This is a genomic window from Oceanobacillus sp. FSL W8-0428 (genome assembly GCF_038004405.1).
GTDB classification, from domain to species: Bacteria; Bacillota; Bacilli; order Bacillales; family Amphibacillaceae; genus Oceanobacillus; species Oceanobacillus sojae.
Genome location: NZ_JBBORB010000001.1, coordinates 2,807,960 through 2,822,554, shown reverse-complemented (window position 1 = coordinate 2,822,554; position 14,595 = coordinate 2,807,960). Strand labels below are relative to the sequence as shown.

Below are 14,595 nucleotides of genomic sequence, written 5' to 3'. Positions count from 1 at the left end.
TTTAGCTCTCCTCTATTGGTTTGATTACAGCACGTACTGGACTTCCATCGCCTTCTTCCAGAGCTAATGGCAGGGCAATCAGTTCATAGTCACCCTCCTCGACCTGATCCAGCATCACATTTTCCAAAATATAAATATCATGTTTATAAAGCGCATGATGTCCAGTCAAATCTTTACTTGAAACCTTGTCTACAGACGGTGTGTCCACACCTACCAGTTTTACACCGATTGATTGCATGTAAGCCGCACCATTCTCAGTTATGGGTGACACTTCCTCCGGAAAACGGTCCGGTTTATTTGGCAGTGCCGTTTTGATTAACAAACGTTCTACGTGCGAGATTTCTTTTGTTTTTATAGCAGTTTCGCTAATTTCATCAAAATCACTTAAGTCGATGACCTTACAAGGACCGATATAGCGTTCAATATCTAAGTCAAGTATCCTTTTCCCGTCATTTAAAAAATGAAAAGGCGCATCAACATGGGTTCCAATATGCGCACTCGTTGTTATTTTGCCAATATTAACAGAGTCCGTCATCTCTTTCGTTACAGATGTTTCATAGTGAAACGGTTCATCCCCCGGCCAGTGTGCCAGTTTATTATTCAAAACTTGAGAAATATCAATCCATTTAGACATTAGGAAACAACCTCTCTTTCATTAGAAAATTGCTCATATACTTTTTCTTGCATAATATTTTTCAGTATTTGCACACAATCATAAACATCTTCAAAAGAATTATATAAAGCAACTGGTGCAAGCCTGATGCCAGACGGTTTTCTAAAGTCAGGGATAACTTTTTCCATTTTTAAGGCCTTGCAAATTCGGGCAGCTTCCAGATGTTCAATGTATATATGACCGCCGCGCTGCTTGTCATTTACCGGATTACAGATAACAAAATTAAATTCCTTTAATTCATATTCAATCAGCTCTATCATATATGCTGTCAATTTCAGGGATTTTCTACGTATCTTTTCAATTCCTGCTTCATGGAATAAATCCAACGTGCCAATAAGCGGAGCAGCACTTAGCACATGGGGTGTCCCAATTTGGAATGCTCCGGCATCCTCTGCGGGTGTCAATGTATGCTCCATATCAAACTGCTTTTCCTTATTTGAGCTGAACCAGCCTGCGAGTCCGGGAGACACACCAAAATGTTTTTCATTTACATAGAGTGCTGCGACGCTGCCAGGTCCGCCATTTAAATGTTTGTAAGTACACCAAAAAGCAAAATCAACATCCCAATCATGCAGCTGATGCGGGATGGCTCCAATCGAATGACATAGATCAAAACCGATTTTAATCCCGCGTTCATGCGCTGCTTTTGTTAACTTTTCCATATCCAAGATCTGCCCGCTACGGTAGAGTACACTTGGCAATACAATTAATGCAACATCCTCTGTCATTGCATTGATAATTGCTTCTTCATCCAGTATATGTCCATCTTCGCTCTGTACTTGAATAAGGTGGGAATCATCGTATCCCTTTCCTCTTAATTGAGCTTTTAATGCATAAATATCGCTGGGAAAGTTAAGTGAGTCTGCCAATACTTTTGTTCTGTTTCCTTTTGGTTCGTAAAATGTAGACACAAGCTGATGCAAATTCACCGTGGTCGAGCCAGTAACAACAACTTCCTCCTTTTCAGCACCAATAAGACCAGCCATTTTTCCGCCAAGTGATTCAGATAAGTAATACCAGGGCTGATTCCCTTCTGTCCATCCATCAATGCCATATTCTCTCCATGATGCCAATAAATCATAAACAGACTGCTCCGCTCTTTTACTCATTAATCCTAGTGAATTCCCATCCATGTAAACGCATTCATTTTTAAGATAAAATTCATTTCGAAAGGCTCTTAATTCATCTTTTGCGTCTAATTTTTCAGCATAAGCTTTTGTGTATTTTTCTTCCATTTCTTCACTTCCTCTTTATGAAATACGAACTAGGAACGTGCTTCAATAATAATTAACGTCAATATAACCCTAGCTCTCTATAAATGTATAAGAATATTGATTAGATTTCCAAATGGGTCTCTTACATAAAATCGCCGAACTCCCCAAGGTTCCTCAACCGGCCCATATTCAATTGGAATCTCCGCTTCTCTTATACGAGTTAATACATCTTCAAGGTCATCGACTTCAATTGATAAGTCAGGAACCAGTGTACCGGATCCTCCCTCTGAAAGAAAGCTGATTTGAGTATCCATTTTCTCATTTGAACCATAAGTTGCAATAAATCCCATATCCATCAGCAGATCAAGTCCAAGTAGATCTCCGTAAAAATACACCGCTTTAGAAATGTCCTGTGTCTCTACATTGACAACAATTCGTTTGATTTTCATCCTTGCACTCTCCTAAAATTTTCATATTTTCGCCGTCTGGCCAGGTAACAGAATCATATCCTATCACGTTTATCATAAATAATATTTTATTCAAAGAGAAATCTGAACTATTATTCAAGATTCCTTGTATGGGATTTTGAATAATAGTCCGGATTTTTTTAGCTCTACAAAGAGAGGAAAAATTTCAAGAAATTACATTTAGAATTATCTTAGACACTTTATACATTTCATTCCAATTTCAAATCAAATCCTTACGTTCCACAAAACGTCTGATAATCCTCATTCGGCGGCTTAACAGCATATTTTCCCTGCTCTTTCGTATAAGCATATGGATTTTCCAAAACAGCTAATAGTGCATGAAAAGGTTTATAATCTCCTTCTTCCACAGCAGCTGTTAACGCTTCTTCCACCAAATAATTTCGAGGAATAACAGATGGATTATGCTGCTTCATTAATTGATAAGCTTCCTCTATTGGAGCTGACTGATTTTGTAGCTTATCCTGCCATGACTGATACCACTCTTTAAAAGCGGTCGATTGGAAAAGACCCGGCTCTGAATCGAGCTGCTTCAAGGTTAATGAGCGGAATGTATTCGTATAGTCAGCATAATATTTCTCCATCAAGTCCAGCAAGGTCTTGATCAATACCTTATCATCCTCACTTTTATCGATAATTCCCAGTTTTAATCTCATTCCATCTAACCAATATCCTTCTACTGATTTTACATATGCTTCAACAGCTTCTTTCGCCTTTGGAATTGCCTGTTCTTCTTCGTCATCGATAAGAATTAACAGTGATTCTGCAAAACGGGCCATATTCCAGGCTCCTATTCCCGGCTGATTTCCATAAGCATAACGGCCCTGGTGATCAATGGAACTGAAAAATGTTTTCGGATCATATTGATCCAAAAAGGCACATGGACCATAATCAATGGTCTCTCCGCTGATTGCCATGTTATCCGTGTTCATTACACCATGGATAAACCCCTTCAACTGCCAGTCTGCAATTAATACAGCTTGCTTTTCCGCCACTTTATATAAAAATAATAAATAACGGTCCTCTTCCTTTTCCAGCTCTGGATAGTGTCTGGCAATAGTGTAGTCTGCGAGTGCTTGCAAATCATCTTTACTTCCCCAATTCCGTGCATATTGAAATGTTCCAAACCGGATATGGCTGGCAGCTACCCTTGTCAATACAGCCCCGGGTAATGAAATTTCACGTTGAATTTCCTCTCCTGTTTCAGCTACAGCCAGGCTTCTACTCGTCGGGATACGTAAGCCATGCATCGCCTCACTGATCAGGTATTCCCTTAACATAGGGCCAAGTGCTGCTTTACCATCACCTCGGCGTGAGTATGGCGTTTTTCCAGACCCTTTCAGCTGAATATCATAGCGCTTCCCTTCAGGAGTTACCTGTTCGCCTATTAATACAGCCCGTCCGTCGCCCAGCATGTTAAAGTTTGCAAATTGATGACCGGCGTAGGCTTGAGCAATTGGTTTACTCCCTTCTGGAAGATGATTGCCTGAAAAGGTTTCAGAGTCGTTTTTCAAATGGCTGCTGTTAAGCCCTAATTCAGCTGCCAGCTTTTCATTAAATATTGCTAATTCCGGTTGCCCCACTTCTTCTGGCTGAAGACTGGTATAAAAAAGATCAGGTAAACGCTGATAGCTATTTTTCAAATTCCATCCCTGATTCGTTTTATTTGTCATATAATCGCTCCAAATATTAAATTTATTTTCCTTTAGGATAACATATCCATATAACAACTATCTTTTACTTTGCACCTGCAGTATAAATTTATTTATAAATATTGTAATTTTATTTCTTATTAATATCTGTAAAGAAAAAGAGGAACACATAGAAATATGCATTCCTCTCTTTATATCCATTAATTTTTTTGTGAAAAATACTTATATAACCGGAAAGCAGGCAATTCATCAACAAATGAAGAAATAGCCTCTTTCTCTTCTTCCTTCGTCACCAAGCAATCATCCAACGAACGAATAATCCCTTCCTTATCCATATCACTGCCAATAAAAACAAGCTCTGTCATTCTGTCCCCGGTCTGTTCATCCCAGTCCTCAAACAAAGATGGATCTTGGACTCTTAACGCTTTCTGTTCCGCTTCAGAATAGCTTGCCAGCCATCTGCCTGCTCCTTCCAGCGTCATCATAGAACCTGCCTGGGATAAAAACCCTGCTACATCATTTCTGGTGACTAACCAGAAAAAGCCTTTGGCCCGGAGGATCTCTTCAGGCCAATTCTCCAGCCATGCCTGAAAACGTTCGGGATGGAACGGTTTTCTGCTTCGATAGACAAAGGAGCTGATACCATATTCTTCTGTTTCCGGTATATGCTCTTCATTTAATTCTTTGATCCAGCCGGCTCCATGCTTTGCTTCTTCAAAGTCAAACTGGCCAGTTTGGAGCACTTCCAATGGATTAACCTGTCCATACGTTGCCGAAATAAATTTTGCTTCCGGATTCAGTTTATAGAGCAGGCTTTTTAATGATATTATATCCTCATCAGACATCTTATCTGTCTTATTTAAAACAATCACATTGGCAAATTCAATTTGGTCTACCAATAAATCAACGATTCCTCTCTCGTCATCATCAGAAACCTCCATCTGGCGGTCCATTAACAGATCCTCTGATTGATAATCTCTCCAAAACTGATGTCCATCTATCACCGTTACCATCGTATCAAGCTGGAAAAAGGTATTTAAGTTTATCCCTAATTCGTCATCAGCATAAACGAAACTTTGGGCAACCGGGATCGGTTCTGATACACCGCTCGATTCAATTAACACATAATCGATATCGAGTTTAGCCAGTTTTTCAAGCTCAACAATTAAATCCTCCCGCAAGGTACAGCAGATACAGCCGTTTGTCATCTCCACCATATTTTCTTCTGTTCTGACAAAGCCGCCTTCCTTTACTAATTTCGCATCCACATTAATTTCACTCATATCGTTGACGATAACTGCTATTTTAAGTCCTTGCTGATTTTGGAGCAGATGATTGAGCAGGGTTGTTTTCCCTGCTCCTAAAAATCCGCTCAAAACTGTTACTGGAATTTTCTTGTTCATTCTTGTTGCTCCTTTCTTTCGCGGTCCATATATACCCGGCTTGGGGTTGTCCCCTTTTGAAATAAATATTTTCCGCTATATCCCTCTGTTTCCTGATCCACCTCAGCAATAACCAGCTGACACACACGCATTCCCGCTTGCAGCTTGACAGGTACACGGTTCGCATTAAATAATTCCAGCGTAATTTGTCCGGAAAAGCCGGGATCAATCCAGCCGGCATTTTGAATAAAAACACCGAGTCTGCCGATAGAGCTTCTTCCCTCCACAAAAGCAGTTAAATGACCGGGTAAACCGATGTGCTCCAGAGTAGTTCCCAGCATAAAGGATTGCGGCGGAATAGTTATTGTTTCTTTATCCGCTATTTCTATTTCCTGATAATTTGCCGGCTTATCAATAGATAAATAAGGAGTGGATATATCATCAACGACTAGAAATTCCGTCCCTAACCGCAAATCAACAGAGGCCGGCTGAATACTTAATTCCTGAAAAGGAGTAATGGACAGCTGGTTGTCATATACATACTGCTTTATCGTTTGTCCTGATAAAATCATCTATTTAAAGCTCCTTTCCCTTTTAAGATAGCTGCCAAGGAAATGGATTTCTGAACCTCGACCAATCCTCACTCATTTCTGACTCACTCAACAAGCAGCGTTCTAAATCCTCCGTTATCTGCTCACGATCCAAATCCATTCCGATGAAAACGAGCTTGGTATGGCGGTCTCCAAATTCCGGATCCCACAAATCTCTAACCTCCGGATTGTGCTCCAATATTTCCCGCTGTTGGACTTTTGGCAAGGAATCGACCCAATAAGCTAACGGCTCTACCTCGACAGAAGGGCCTGCCTGCGACAATAATAAAGCTAAATCATTATGTGTCGCACACCAGATAACGCCCTTCATCCGGACGATTTCTCTTGGTAAATCCTGATACCAGCTTACAAGTCTTTCCGTGTGGAATGGCAATCTGGATCGATATACAAAAGAGCTGATTCCGTATTCTTCTGTTTCCGGCGTATGATTTTCAACTCCTGCATTTAATTCCTGCAGCCACCCTGCCGATTCACTGGCTTTCTCAAAATCAAATAAATTGGTATTAACGATTTCTTTTAAATCAACATTACAATGCTCGGTACGGATAATTTTTGCCTCCGGCTGTAAGGTACGAATGACTTTCTCCAGCTTTTCTAAATCTTCCTCTTTGACTAAATCCGTTTTATTGAGAATAAGTACATTACAGAATTCAATCTGATCAATTAATAAATCAGCAATATTTCGTTCATCAACATCACTGACCGCCTGCTTCCGGCCAAGCAGTGAGTCCCCTGAACCAAAATCATGCCAGAAACGGTTCGCATCGACAACGGTAACCATTGTATCCAGACGGCAGTATTGTGTTAAATCAATCCCCATCGTATCATCAATATAAGAGAAGGTTTGCGCAACCGGAATCGGTTCACTGATGCCAGAGGACTCAATCAGGATATGATCGAACTCTCCCTGTCTTACCAGCTTCTCAACCTCCACTAATAAATCCTCCCGCAAGGTACAGCAAATACAGCCATTGGACATTTCGACCAGCTTCTCTTCCGTACGTGAAAAACCGCCCTGCGTTTGAACCAGCTCACTATCAATGTTGACCTCACTCATGTCATTGACGATGACCGCCACCTTTAACCCTTCCCGGTTATGTAAGACATGGTTTAATAAAGTTGTTTTTCCGGCTCCTAAATAGCCGCTTAACACCGTAACAGGAATCTTCTTCATTTGCTTGTCCTCCTCTTTTTAAAATAAGAAATATAATCCTCCCGCAAGAATCGCTGCACTTACAACACTTGTCAGCATCTGCTTTCCGCCAATAGACAAGGAAGTTTTCCAGCCAAGCTCTCTGCCAATTGTAAATAACGTGACCAGACAGGCAGAAAGTGTCGATGCCAAATAAACCAGGATAAAAATCTGACTGAGGGACATATCCATTAATAAACTGCCCTGTCCCACATTTAAAACAAGCAGGCCATCTTTTCTGATAAAAGAAAAGATCAATCCTGGAGCTGCCTCTACAGGCAGGGCGAACAAATATAATATCGGTGCGGCAAGCCAGCTGAAAACAGATAATACACCTACTGTCTGGAGTACAGATGCAACCAGACAGATAACTAAAAATATCGGCATCGCCTGCAGCAAAAATTGTTTAATTGACCCGGCAACCTTCCAGGCAAACGCCTGCCAGTTTATTTTTTGAATATAAGGAAGCGGAGCAATACGGGTCAGTTCATTTGCCTCATCCTGATTCCAAATTCTTGTGTGAATTGCTCCGACGATAAATAAGATAAATAAATAAGGAATAAATAAAAGTGGAGCATGGGCTGCATTAAAGATAGACAGCGTTGCTCCGATTTGATAACTGCATGCAGAGCCAAATGCAATCAGCGAAACACAAGAAGTACGGGTACAGCTGCTGCAGCCTCGGGTTTGGAAAACAGCGACAACATTGCAGCCGAAGCCCGTGATAACAGGAAGTAAATCCCTGCCTGTCAAACCAATTTTACGAAGCCAGGGATCCAGCGCATTCGTTACATGCTCCTGTATGCCCGTTTCCTCTGTCAAGCTAGTCATGATGCTAATTAGCAAAACAACAGGAAAAGCCCAGAGGAATGAATAAGATCCCAGCGTAATTAATCCGTAGTCCCCTATAAAAATATCAGCTAAAAACGGAGGTGCTTGTCCTACCCAAGAGGTAATTGGGTCAAGCACATACTGATCTGCAATAGGCTCCAGCCAGCTGACAAATAGATAGGCACCGAGTACAGGGAGTGCAAACATTGCCAGAATAAATAAACAAGCAACTAACGGCCCTGCAATGGGCAGACGAAATATTGGAATTAACTGGTTAACGGGATGGGGAGAGTCAGGGAGAAAAGAAAGAATGCTCTTCGAAGCTCCCCAAACCCTTGCTTCCCCAATACATGTAATGATTTCTTCCTGCATTCTTTCATTCAGCGCTCTTGCATTGACCCAGACAACAGGGACCTGTAATAATTCCCGCACCCGCTTTTGTTCAGCTTGGGTCGGAAGGTGTTTATCACTATGTGTTGCAATAATTGCCACCTTTCTCCCTTTCAAGTCCAGTTCCTCATACAGATCCGTCACTTCTTCTTTCAAATTGGTCGCTTTCACTACTAATAAAATCGTTTTCTCCTCTTGAAAATGATCTAAAGTAAGCTGCGTGTTTTTACTGTCTATATCCAATTGTAGTCCAGGTAAATCCGTTAACTGAATATGAGGATTTAATTTACAAAAAGCTTCTAAAGCAGCAGTTGTCGACCCTTTCACATTTCTTGCCAATGCACTTTTTTCACCAGTTAATTCCCGGAACAGACCGGATTTCCCGACCGATTCAAACCCTATCAGCAATACTTCTGTTTGATTTAAAGAAGAAACCTCGCTGTAATCTAGCATTGACACATTTCTCCGCATGATGAAAGATCATCTAAATAAAAGTTTTCCTGTTTATACATATCTAAAATAGATAAATCTAAATTTAAATTCCTAGCAATTGTTTCGGAAATGATTGCATAGCGCTGGCGGAATTTATAAATATAACAGAAAATATGACTGTCATGCCGTAATTCCGGCCCTGCTAAGAACAGACCAGATGTCATAACCGATTCATCCGTCTCATTAACGAGTACTTCATCATGCTTCCCGAGGTTGACTAAATTTTCAATCAGAGCTGTACTCCCCTTAAAACCTGTTGCCAGGATAGGCTTTTCTGGAGTGAAGTACGCTTTTCCATCTTTCGTATATACATCATATCCAGAGGCATTTTCTGCAATCCCGGTTACTGCTGTATTGCCCACAACAGTTATTAAATTTGCATTAATTAAAGGACGTACCCGATTATAGGTATAGACAGACAAAGCAATACTTGGATCACTGGTATCCTGCTCCCATGTATTCGTCCTGGCAATAACGGTAGACTTTTTACCAAGCTTACCTAATTGATAGGCAGCATCCATACCACTTTCATACCCGCCGATAACGATAAAGTCATCTCCGTCTACTTCTTCCCACGATGAAACCAGACTATTATGCATCGCAAGTTCTGCGCCAGGAAAAGGTCTTAAATTGGGATATTGGTATTGACCAGCTGCCCAAACCACATAACGGCTCTGATAAAGACCAGCTGATGTGTCCAGCGAAAATACAGAACCTTTCTTGTTTACATGCTTCACTTGAACACCTTTTTTAATTGGGACGGTGAAATGCTCGGCCAGTAAATTCAGATACTTTGCATAATCGGCTCCAGTAGGATGCTCCGAATCAAGCGTATAAGCTGGTGAGGTTTTCGGAGCTATCGCATTTAAGTCTGTTTGTCCAAACCCTTGTGCTGGAAAAGAAGGTGTAATAAATCGCATTTCCTTTGGCCAGCTCAAAAAAGAAGCCCCGATATCCTCTTTTTCTAAAACCAGACAGGATGCATTCATTTGCTTCAAGATAGACGCAACACCAATACCTGAAGGGCCAGCCCCTACAATAATGACATCATATATTTTTTTCATCGTCGCCCTCCTAAAACGTAATCATTACGGTTATAACCCCAAAAATTAAGCAAGGCAATATTGAAAGCCTTTTTCCAATTCTTCCTGGTCAAGATGCTTTCCAATAAATACAACCTCGCTTTGCCTTTTTTCACCCTTCTTCCATATATCGCCCTCAGTCCCTGCAAACAGCATATGCACTCCTTGAAACACAACTTTTTTATCAAGCTGTTTAATGGAAAGCACACCCTTGTAGCGGTATAGACTTTCTCCTTTTATACGGACCAGATAGGCAAACCATTTATTCACTTTATCCAAGTCGAGCGGACGGTCTTCCTGGAATACAAAGGATGTCACCTGATGATTATGATGATGGTGATGTGTTTCTTTTAAAAGATTAGGATCAATGTTCAATGCATGATCTAAATCAAAGGATTTTTTCCCTATTAAATCTTTGGTTTTGACATTTCCATAAGTCGTATGAAACTGCTTTGCATTTGGATTCATTTGCAAAAGCTGCTGTTCGAGCTCCCTTTTTTCAGCTTCTGAAATCAGGTCTGTCTTATTTACAAGCAAAACATCAGCAAAAGCAATCTGCTGCGCCGGCTCTTCTTCCTGCAGGTGCTGCCCGATATGCTTGGCGTCTACCATGGTAATCACACTGTCGATTTCAAAGGAATCTGCAGTCTTCTCATCCATTAAAAAGGTTTGGATAACCGGAGCAGGATTAGCCATGCCTGTTGTTTCAATAACAACACGGTCCAGCTTGTCTTCCTGTTTCATTAAATTATCTAATAAGTTAATTAAGTCGCCCCGTACATTACAGCAAATACAGCCACTGTTTATTTCAATAATTTCTTCTTTTGTTGATACCACCAAATGACTGTCAATCGAAGTGTCTCCAAATTCATTAATAATGACTGCAACCTTTTGATCAGAAAGGTCATGTAACAGCTTATTTAGCAGCGTTGTTTTACCAGCGCCCAGAAAGCCGGTTAAAATAGTTACTGGAATGGGTGTCTTTTGTGACAATACTTTCCCTCCTTATGCATTACATCATATGTACACGAAAGAAAATGTTTGTTATCGCCTGTCATTGACGAATGTCCATTTTCCTTCATGTCCCCTATGGTCTGGTATCGGAAAAATAACACGGTGACAAATGAGGCCGTATTATTTTCCCCAAGCCTGTGTTACCAGCTTGCTTTTTTCACGCCCGGCACTTGTCCTTTATGCGCATATTCTCTAAAAGCAATACGGGACATGCCGAATTTACGCATATAACCGCGTGGTCTGCCTGTTACTTCACAACGGCTTTTTAAACGTGTCGGTGAAGAATCCCGGGGCAGCTTACGAAGGGCTTCATAATCCCCTTTTTCTTTTAACTCTCTTCTTATTTCAGCATATTGTTCAACCATTTTCTGGCGTTTTTTCTCTTTTGCAATTTTAGACTTTTTAGCCATTTTAAACTTACTCCTTTCGAGGTTAACTATTTATTTTCTATTTCTCAACACTTCAAATCGTAACGATTACGAATAAAATTCATTATAAACTATTTTGTCATTCGTGTAAACAGTAATTATTATGATTTACATTTTAATTTAATCCCCTCTCTCTAAAACGTTTAAAAACCCAAATGAGGGCAGTTGATTAATATAACTGCCCTCATTTGGGTTTTTATTTCTAAATAGACCAATAACGATAGTATTTCATTAGTTTCAAAGAGAATTTTACTGTAATACGTCTCTAATATAGCTGTTGCATTCTCTATTGCCTTATAGTCTTGTTCCAAACATTACTAGAATATATTGATTATTCTCTTCATCTAAATAGTAGGTATCGAGATTTTAATATGGTACTTATTAATGATTAAAACTTATAATAATTATAAATTTTTTGTTAAACAAACTATATAAAGGTAATACTAAACAGGATAAAGTTTTAATTATTATCGATTGTGTAGTATAATTAACTATTAAAATATAAATTTTAAAAAATAATAACAAAAGCTATTTTTAAGTGAAGACAGCTTTCATTATTACTTTAAATCAGGAGTGAGGTACTCATGATATGAATATTACACAAAAAACAACAAAGGATAAAATACTTGATTATCTAAAAAAGGAAAAATCTTTAGCAGTCAGCGACTTAACTAAGTTATTAGATATGACACATATGGCTATAAGAAAACACCTTAATATACTAGAACGTGATGGTTTAATTAAAAGCAAAGAAGTGAAACAGCCTATAGGAAGACCTTCGCAAATGTATTCTTTAACAGAAAGAGGAGAGGGTCTTTTCCCTAAAAACTATGAAGGAATCAGTGTTGAATTCCTTTATGATATTAAAGATATTTATGGAGAAGAAGCTATTCGGAATCTCTTTAATAGAAGAGAGCAGCGGTTAACAAATGAATATATAAAAAGAACCCATCAAAAATCAAATCACGATAAAATAAATGAACTCTCTAAAATTCAAACTGAAAAAGGTTATATGACAAATTTATCTCAAATAGGTCAAAACAAATATGAACTTATTGAGTATAATTGTCCGATTTTTGCAGTGGCAAACGATTTTAAAACTGCCTGTACTTGTGAGACACAAATGTTTAAGAACGTATTAGGAACGGATAATGTAAAGAGAGTTTGCTGTAAAAGCGATGGAGATAATTATTGTAAGTTTCTGGTTGATTTTTATAAGGCTAATGAATAATTCTTCATTACAGAACCATTTTAAGAAAATATGAGAACTATAAAGGATTGGGCTGTATTATAATACAGAACCAATCCTTTATTTTACTTTATGCATTGTTAATTATTTTGAAATTTGCCTTCTAAAATGCCTTCTGTTTCTTTATAAAAATTACCTTTATTCTTTGGATATCCCAAAAACCAAGGTGCTTAAGATAGTAAATTTTAAATAAAAGAAGTAGTCTTTGTATGTTTTTGCATAAAGTCAACATAGTTAACCAGTTCATCGGATAATTTATGTAATCGATCAATCACATTTTGATTTGTTATTATATAATTTGTATAATCTTTTTCTTCGATAAATACATATTTAGGAATCACCCTTGCATGCATGTAGTGAAGAATTGGTTTTACATGTTGTTCTGGAACCAGATAATGCTTAGCTGTACCTGCTGTTGCCAGGAGCCCGACTATTTTATTTTGAAATGCATCCATGGGCAATAAATCGAAAATATTTTTTAGTGTACCTGGGATAGAGGCTTGAAAAACAGGCATTCCAATTAAATACCTATCTGCTTGCATGATTTTTTTCAATACAATATCTGTATCGCCCGTATAATCTTGATACGGACGACCATCACTAAAAACAATATTGTATTCCTTTAAGTCAATAAGCTCTATATCGACTTCTGTATATGCCTTTTGAATATAATATAAAGCTTGTTTAACAGCAATCCTTGTTTTCGAACCAACTGTAGAACCTGAGATACCAATTATTCTCATGGAACAACCTCCTAAATTATCCACTCTGTCGCCAATGTCTTATAAAGTGAAACTTCATTCAGTGGGGTTTTCTTTTCATCCCCCACTGTTTGTTAGTTGAACGAATCGGGCCGTTACTGGCTGTTGGATCTCCCACTTAGAAATAACAATTTTTCTTCATTTCTTGAAGTGGGAGTCTTACAAAAGCTCTTCGACGGGCGAGTAATTGCAAATGTTTTTCGGTGGGGCGAGTAATCGCAGTCCCAGCCAGTTACACTGCGATAAAATATATTTTCTCAAGATTTCTTTTTTTTATATTTTTCTTGCCAGTTTTCGCGGTAACTATCCTTGGATTGCAGGAAATAAGGTTCATATGGTGTTGTATCAATATTATTTTCTTGAAGTTTTTTACGAAGATATGTATGATCTCGTTTAGGTGTTGCTAGAATGTAGCCTTCAATTAAAGTAGAACGTGTAATTAATTCTTCCTGTTTTTGAATAGATAATTCTCCAATTTTACTAGCGATTCTCTGTTTGGCAACATCTCTAAAAAGTTCAGGGACAGGGGAGACTAATTCCTCCAACAAGACTTTTTCTGATTGAGTCCATTTATGCAGTGTTAGCTCCATATAATATTCTTCCCAGTCCATAGCAGAACGTCCATCTTCTTTTGGAAGGCGTTTTAAAAACTTACGAAACATGAAAAAACCACCGATTGCCATCAACCCTATTAACAAACAACCCCATAATATGATGATAAGTGAAATCATTGTGCACCTCATCCTTCAGCATCCAACTAAAATTACGCACTCGTTTTTTAAAAAGGATATTATAGTTTATTTATCTGTTCACAAAGTAATATTGAATATTTTGTGTAAGTTTTTAACTGCTAGCAAAAAATTCTTCAGCTTCTTCCAAATATTTTTCTTGACTAGGCGTTAAATCATATTCTTCCTCAATTGCAGATACTGGACAAACTGCTTTACATGCTCCGCAATCTATGCAAACATCTGGATCAATATAGAATTGTTTAACGCCTTCTTCTATACAGTCAACAGGGCAGACACTAACACATTCTCCAGATTTTTCACCTCTGCATGGATCAAGAATAACAAAAGCCATTGGTAAAAACCTCCTTATTTGTATGTATTAAATCTAATCTAGTGATTTTATTCTTC

Annotated in this window: 15 protein-coding genes; 1 reads left to right on the top strand and 14 read right to left on the bottom strand. The window is 38.7% G+C overall.

What is annotated here, in order from left to right; translation table 11 throughout:
• Window position 1: 1 nt before the first annotated feature.
• From kynB to rpsN, 11 genes are all read right to left on the bottom strand, one after another.
• Entirely contained in the window at window positions 2-634 is a 633-nt protein-coding gene (gene kynB / locus MKY30_RS13390) for an arylformamidase (RefSeq protein ID WP_341084256.1), read from the bottom strand.
• Window positions 634-1,908 carry a kynureninase gene (gene kynU / locus MKY30_RS13385; RefSeq protein ID WP_341084254.1) on the bottom strand — a complete coding sequence of 425 codons (1,275 nt, stop codon included), beginning with the start codon at window positions 1,906-1,908 and terminating at the stop codon, window positions 634-636. Before kynU ends, kynB begins: the two co-directional genes overlap by 1 nt.
• A gap of 77 nt (window positions 1,909-1,985) precedes the next feature.
• Window positions 1,986-2,336, bottom strand: a complete 351-nt coding sequence (locus tag MKY30_RS13380; protein WP_341084252.1) for a VOC family protein — start codon at window positions 2,334-2,336, stop codon at window positions 1,986-1,988.
• A gap of 251 nt (window positions 2,337-2,587) precedes the next feature.
• Entirely contained in the window at window positions 2,588-4,045 is a 1,458-nt protein-coding gene (locus MKY30_RS13375) for a protein adenylyltransferase SelO (protein WP_341084251.1), read from the bottom strand.
• A gap of 179 nt (window positions 4,046-4,224) precedes the next feature.
• Window positions 4,225-5,427 carry a GTP-binding protein gene (locus MKY30_RS13370; protein ID WP_341084249.1) on the bottom strand — a complete coding sequence of 401 codons (1,203 nt, stop codon included), beginning with the start codon at window positions 5,425-5,427 and terminating at the stop codon, window positions 4,225-4,227.
• A complete protein-coding gene (gene dcd, locus MKY30_RS13365; protein ID WP_147209924.1) occupies window positions 5,424-5,978 on the bottom strand; it encodes a dCTP deaminase in 555 nt (184 codons plus the stop codon). The genes MKY30_RS13370 and dcd overlap by 4 nt, the downstream gene beginning before the upstream one ends.
• 22 nt (window positions 5,979-6,000) lie before the next feature.
• Window positions 6,001-7,191, bottom strand: a complete 1,191-nt coding sequence (locus MKY30_RS13360; RefSeq protein ID WP_341084248.1) for a GTP-binding protein — start codon at window positions 7,189-7,191, stop codon at window positions 6,001-6,003.
• Between the two features lie 18 nt (window positions 7,192-7,209).
• Window positions 7,210-8,883, bottom strand: a complete 1,674-nt coding sequence (locus MKY30_RS13355) for a nucleoside recognition domain-containing protein (protein WP_341084247.1) — start codon at window positions 8,881-8,883, stop codon at window positions 7,210-7,212.
• Window positions 8,877-9,986, bottom strand: a complete 1,110-nt coding sequence (locus tag MKY30_RS13350; protein ID WP_341084245.1) for an NAD(P)/FAD-dependent oxidoreductase — start codon at window positions 9,984-9,986, stop codon at window positions 8,877-8,879. The genes MKY30_RS13355 and MKY30_RS13350 overlap by 7 nt, the downstream gene beginning before the upstream one ends.
• Before the next feature lie 45 nt (window positions 9,987-10,031).
• A complete protein-coding gene (locus MKY30_RS13345; protein WP_341084244.1) occupies window positions 10,032-10,997 on the bottom strand; it encodes a CobW family GTP-binding protein in 966 nt (321 codons plus the stop codon).
• A 161-nt stretch (window positions 10,998-11,158) separates the two neighbouring features.
• The gene (gene rpsN, locus MKY30_RS13340) at window positions 11,159-11,428 is read right to left on the bottom strand and encodes a 30S ribosomal protein S14 (RefSeq protein WP_077603963.1); all 270 of its coding nucleotides are present in this window, start codon (window positions 11,426-11,428) and stop codon (window positions 11,159-11,161) included.
• Between the two features lie 607 nt (window positions 11,429-12,035).
• On the opposite strand from rpsN, the gene MKY30_RS13335 reads away from it, so the two are divergent.
• A complete protein-coding gene (locus MKY30_RS13335) occupies window positions 12,036-12,677 on the top strand; it encodes a helix-turn-helix transcriptional regulator (RefSeq protein ID WP_147209929.1) in 642 nt (213 codons plus the stop codon).
• 203 nt (window positions 12,678-12,880) lie between these two features.
• Here MKY30_RS13335 and MKY30_RS13330 read toward each other — a convergent pair whose 3' ends face one another.
• From MKY30_RS13330 to MKY30_RS13320, 3 genes are all read right to left on the bottom strand, one after another.
• Complete coding sequence (locus MKY30_RS13330) at window positions 12,881-13,438, bottom strand: NAD(P)H-dependent oxidoreductase (protein WP_156987444.1); 558 nt, start codon at window positions 13,436-13,438, stop codon at window positions 12,881-12,883.
• 275 nt (window positions 13,439-13,713) lie between these two features.
• The gene (locus MKY30_RS13325) at window positions 13,714-14,187 is read right to left on the bottom strand and encodes a DUF2621 family protein (protein WP_147209931.1); all 474 of its coding nucleotides are present in this window, start codon (window positions 14,185-14,187) and stop codon (window positions 13,714-13,716) included.
• Between the two features lie 112 nt (window positions 14,188-14,299).
• Window positions 14,300-14,539, bottom strand: a complete 240-nt coding sequence (locus tag MKY30_RS13320) for an indolepyruvate ferredoxin oxidoreductase subunit alpha (RefSeq protein WP_147209932.1) — start codon at window positions 14,537-14,539, stop codon at window positions 14,300-14,302.
• Between the last annotated feature and the right edge of the window lie 56 nt (window positions 14,540-14,595).

Excerpts from the sequence above, each read along its gene's own strand:
- kynB (WP_341084256.1), bottom strand. The coding sequence starts at position 634 with ATGTCTAAATGGATTGATATTTCTCAAGTTTTGAATAATAAACTGGCA.
- kynU (WP_341084254.1), bottom strand. The coding sequence starts at position 1,908 with ATGGAAGAAAAATACACAAAAGCTTATGCTGAAAAATTAGACGCAAAA.
- MKY30_RS13380 (WP_341084252.1), bottom strand. The coding sequence starts at position 2,336 with ATGAAAATCAAACGAATTGTTGTCAATGTAGAGACACAGGACATTTCT.
- MKY30_RS13375 (WP_341084251.1), bottom strand. The coding sequence starts at position 4,045 with ATGACAAATAAAACGAATCAGGGATGGAATTTGAAAAATAGCTATCAG.
- MKY30_RS13370 (WP_341084249.1), bottom strand. The coding sequence starts at position 5,427 with ATGAACAAGAAAATTCCAGTAACAGTTTTGAGCGGATTTTTAGGAGCA.
- dcd (WP_147209924.1), bottom strand. The coding sequence starts at position 5,978 with ATGATTTTATCAGGACAAACGATAAAGCAGTATGTATATGACAACCAG.
- MKY30_RS13360 (WP_341084248.1), bottom strand. The coding sequence starts at position 7,191 with ATGAAGAAGATTCCTGTTACGGTGTTAAGCGGCTATTTAGGAGCCGGA.
- MKY30_RS13355 (WP_341084247.1), bottom strand. The coding sequence starts at position 8,883 with ATGCTAGATTACAGCGAGGTTTCTTCTTTAAATCAAACAGAAGTATTG.
- MKY30_RS13350 (WP_341084245.1), bottom strand. The coding sequence starts at position 9,986 with ATGAAAAAAATATATGATGTCATTATTGTAGGGGCTGGCCCTTCAGGT.
- rpsN (WP_077603963.1), bottom strand. The coding sequence starts at position 11,428 with ATGGCTAAAAAGTCTAAAATTGCAAAAGAGAAAAAACGCCAGAAAATG.
- MKY30_RS13335 (WP_147209929.1), top strand. The coding sequence starts at position 12,036 with ATGAATATTACACAAAAAACAACAAAGGATAAAATACTTGATTATCTA.
- MKY30_RS13330 (WP_156987444.1), bottom strand. The coding sequence starts at position 13,438 with ATGAGAATAATTGGTATCTCAGGTTCTACAGTTGGTTCGAAAACAAGG.
- MKY30_RS13325 (WP_147209931.1), bottom strand. The coding sequence starts at position 14,187 with ATGATTTCACTTATCATCATATTATGGGGTTGTTTGTTAATAGGGTTG.
- MKY30_RS13320 (WP_147209932.1), bottom strand. The coding sequence starts at position 14,539 with ATGGCTTTTGTTATTCTTGATCCATGCAGAGGTGAAAAATCTGGAGAA.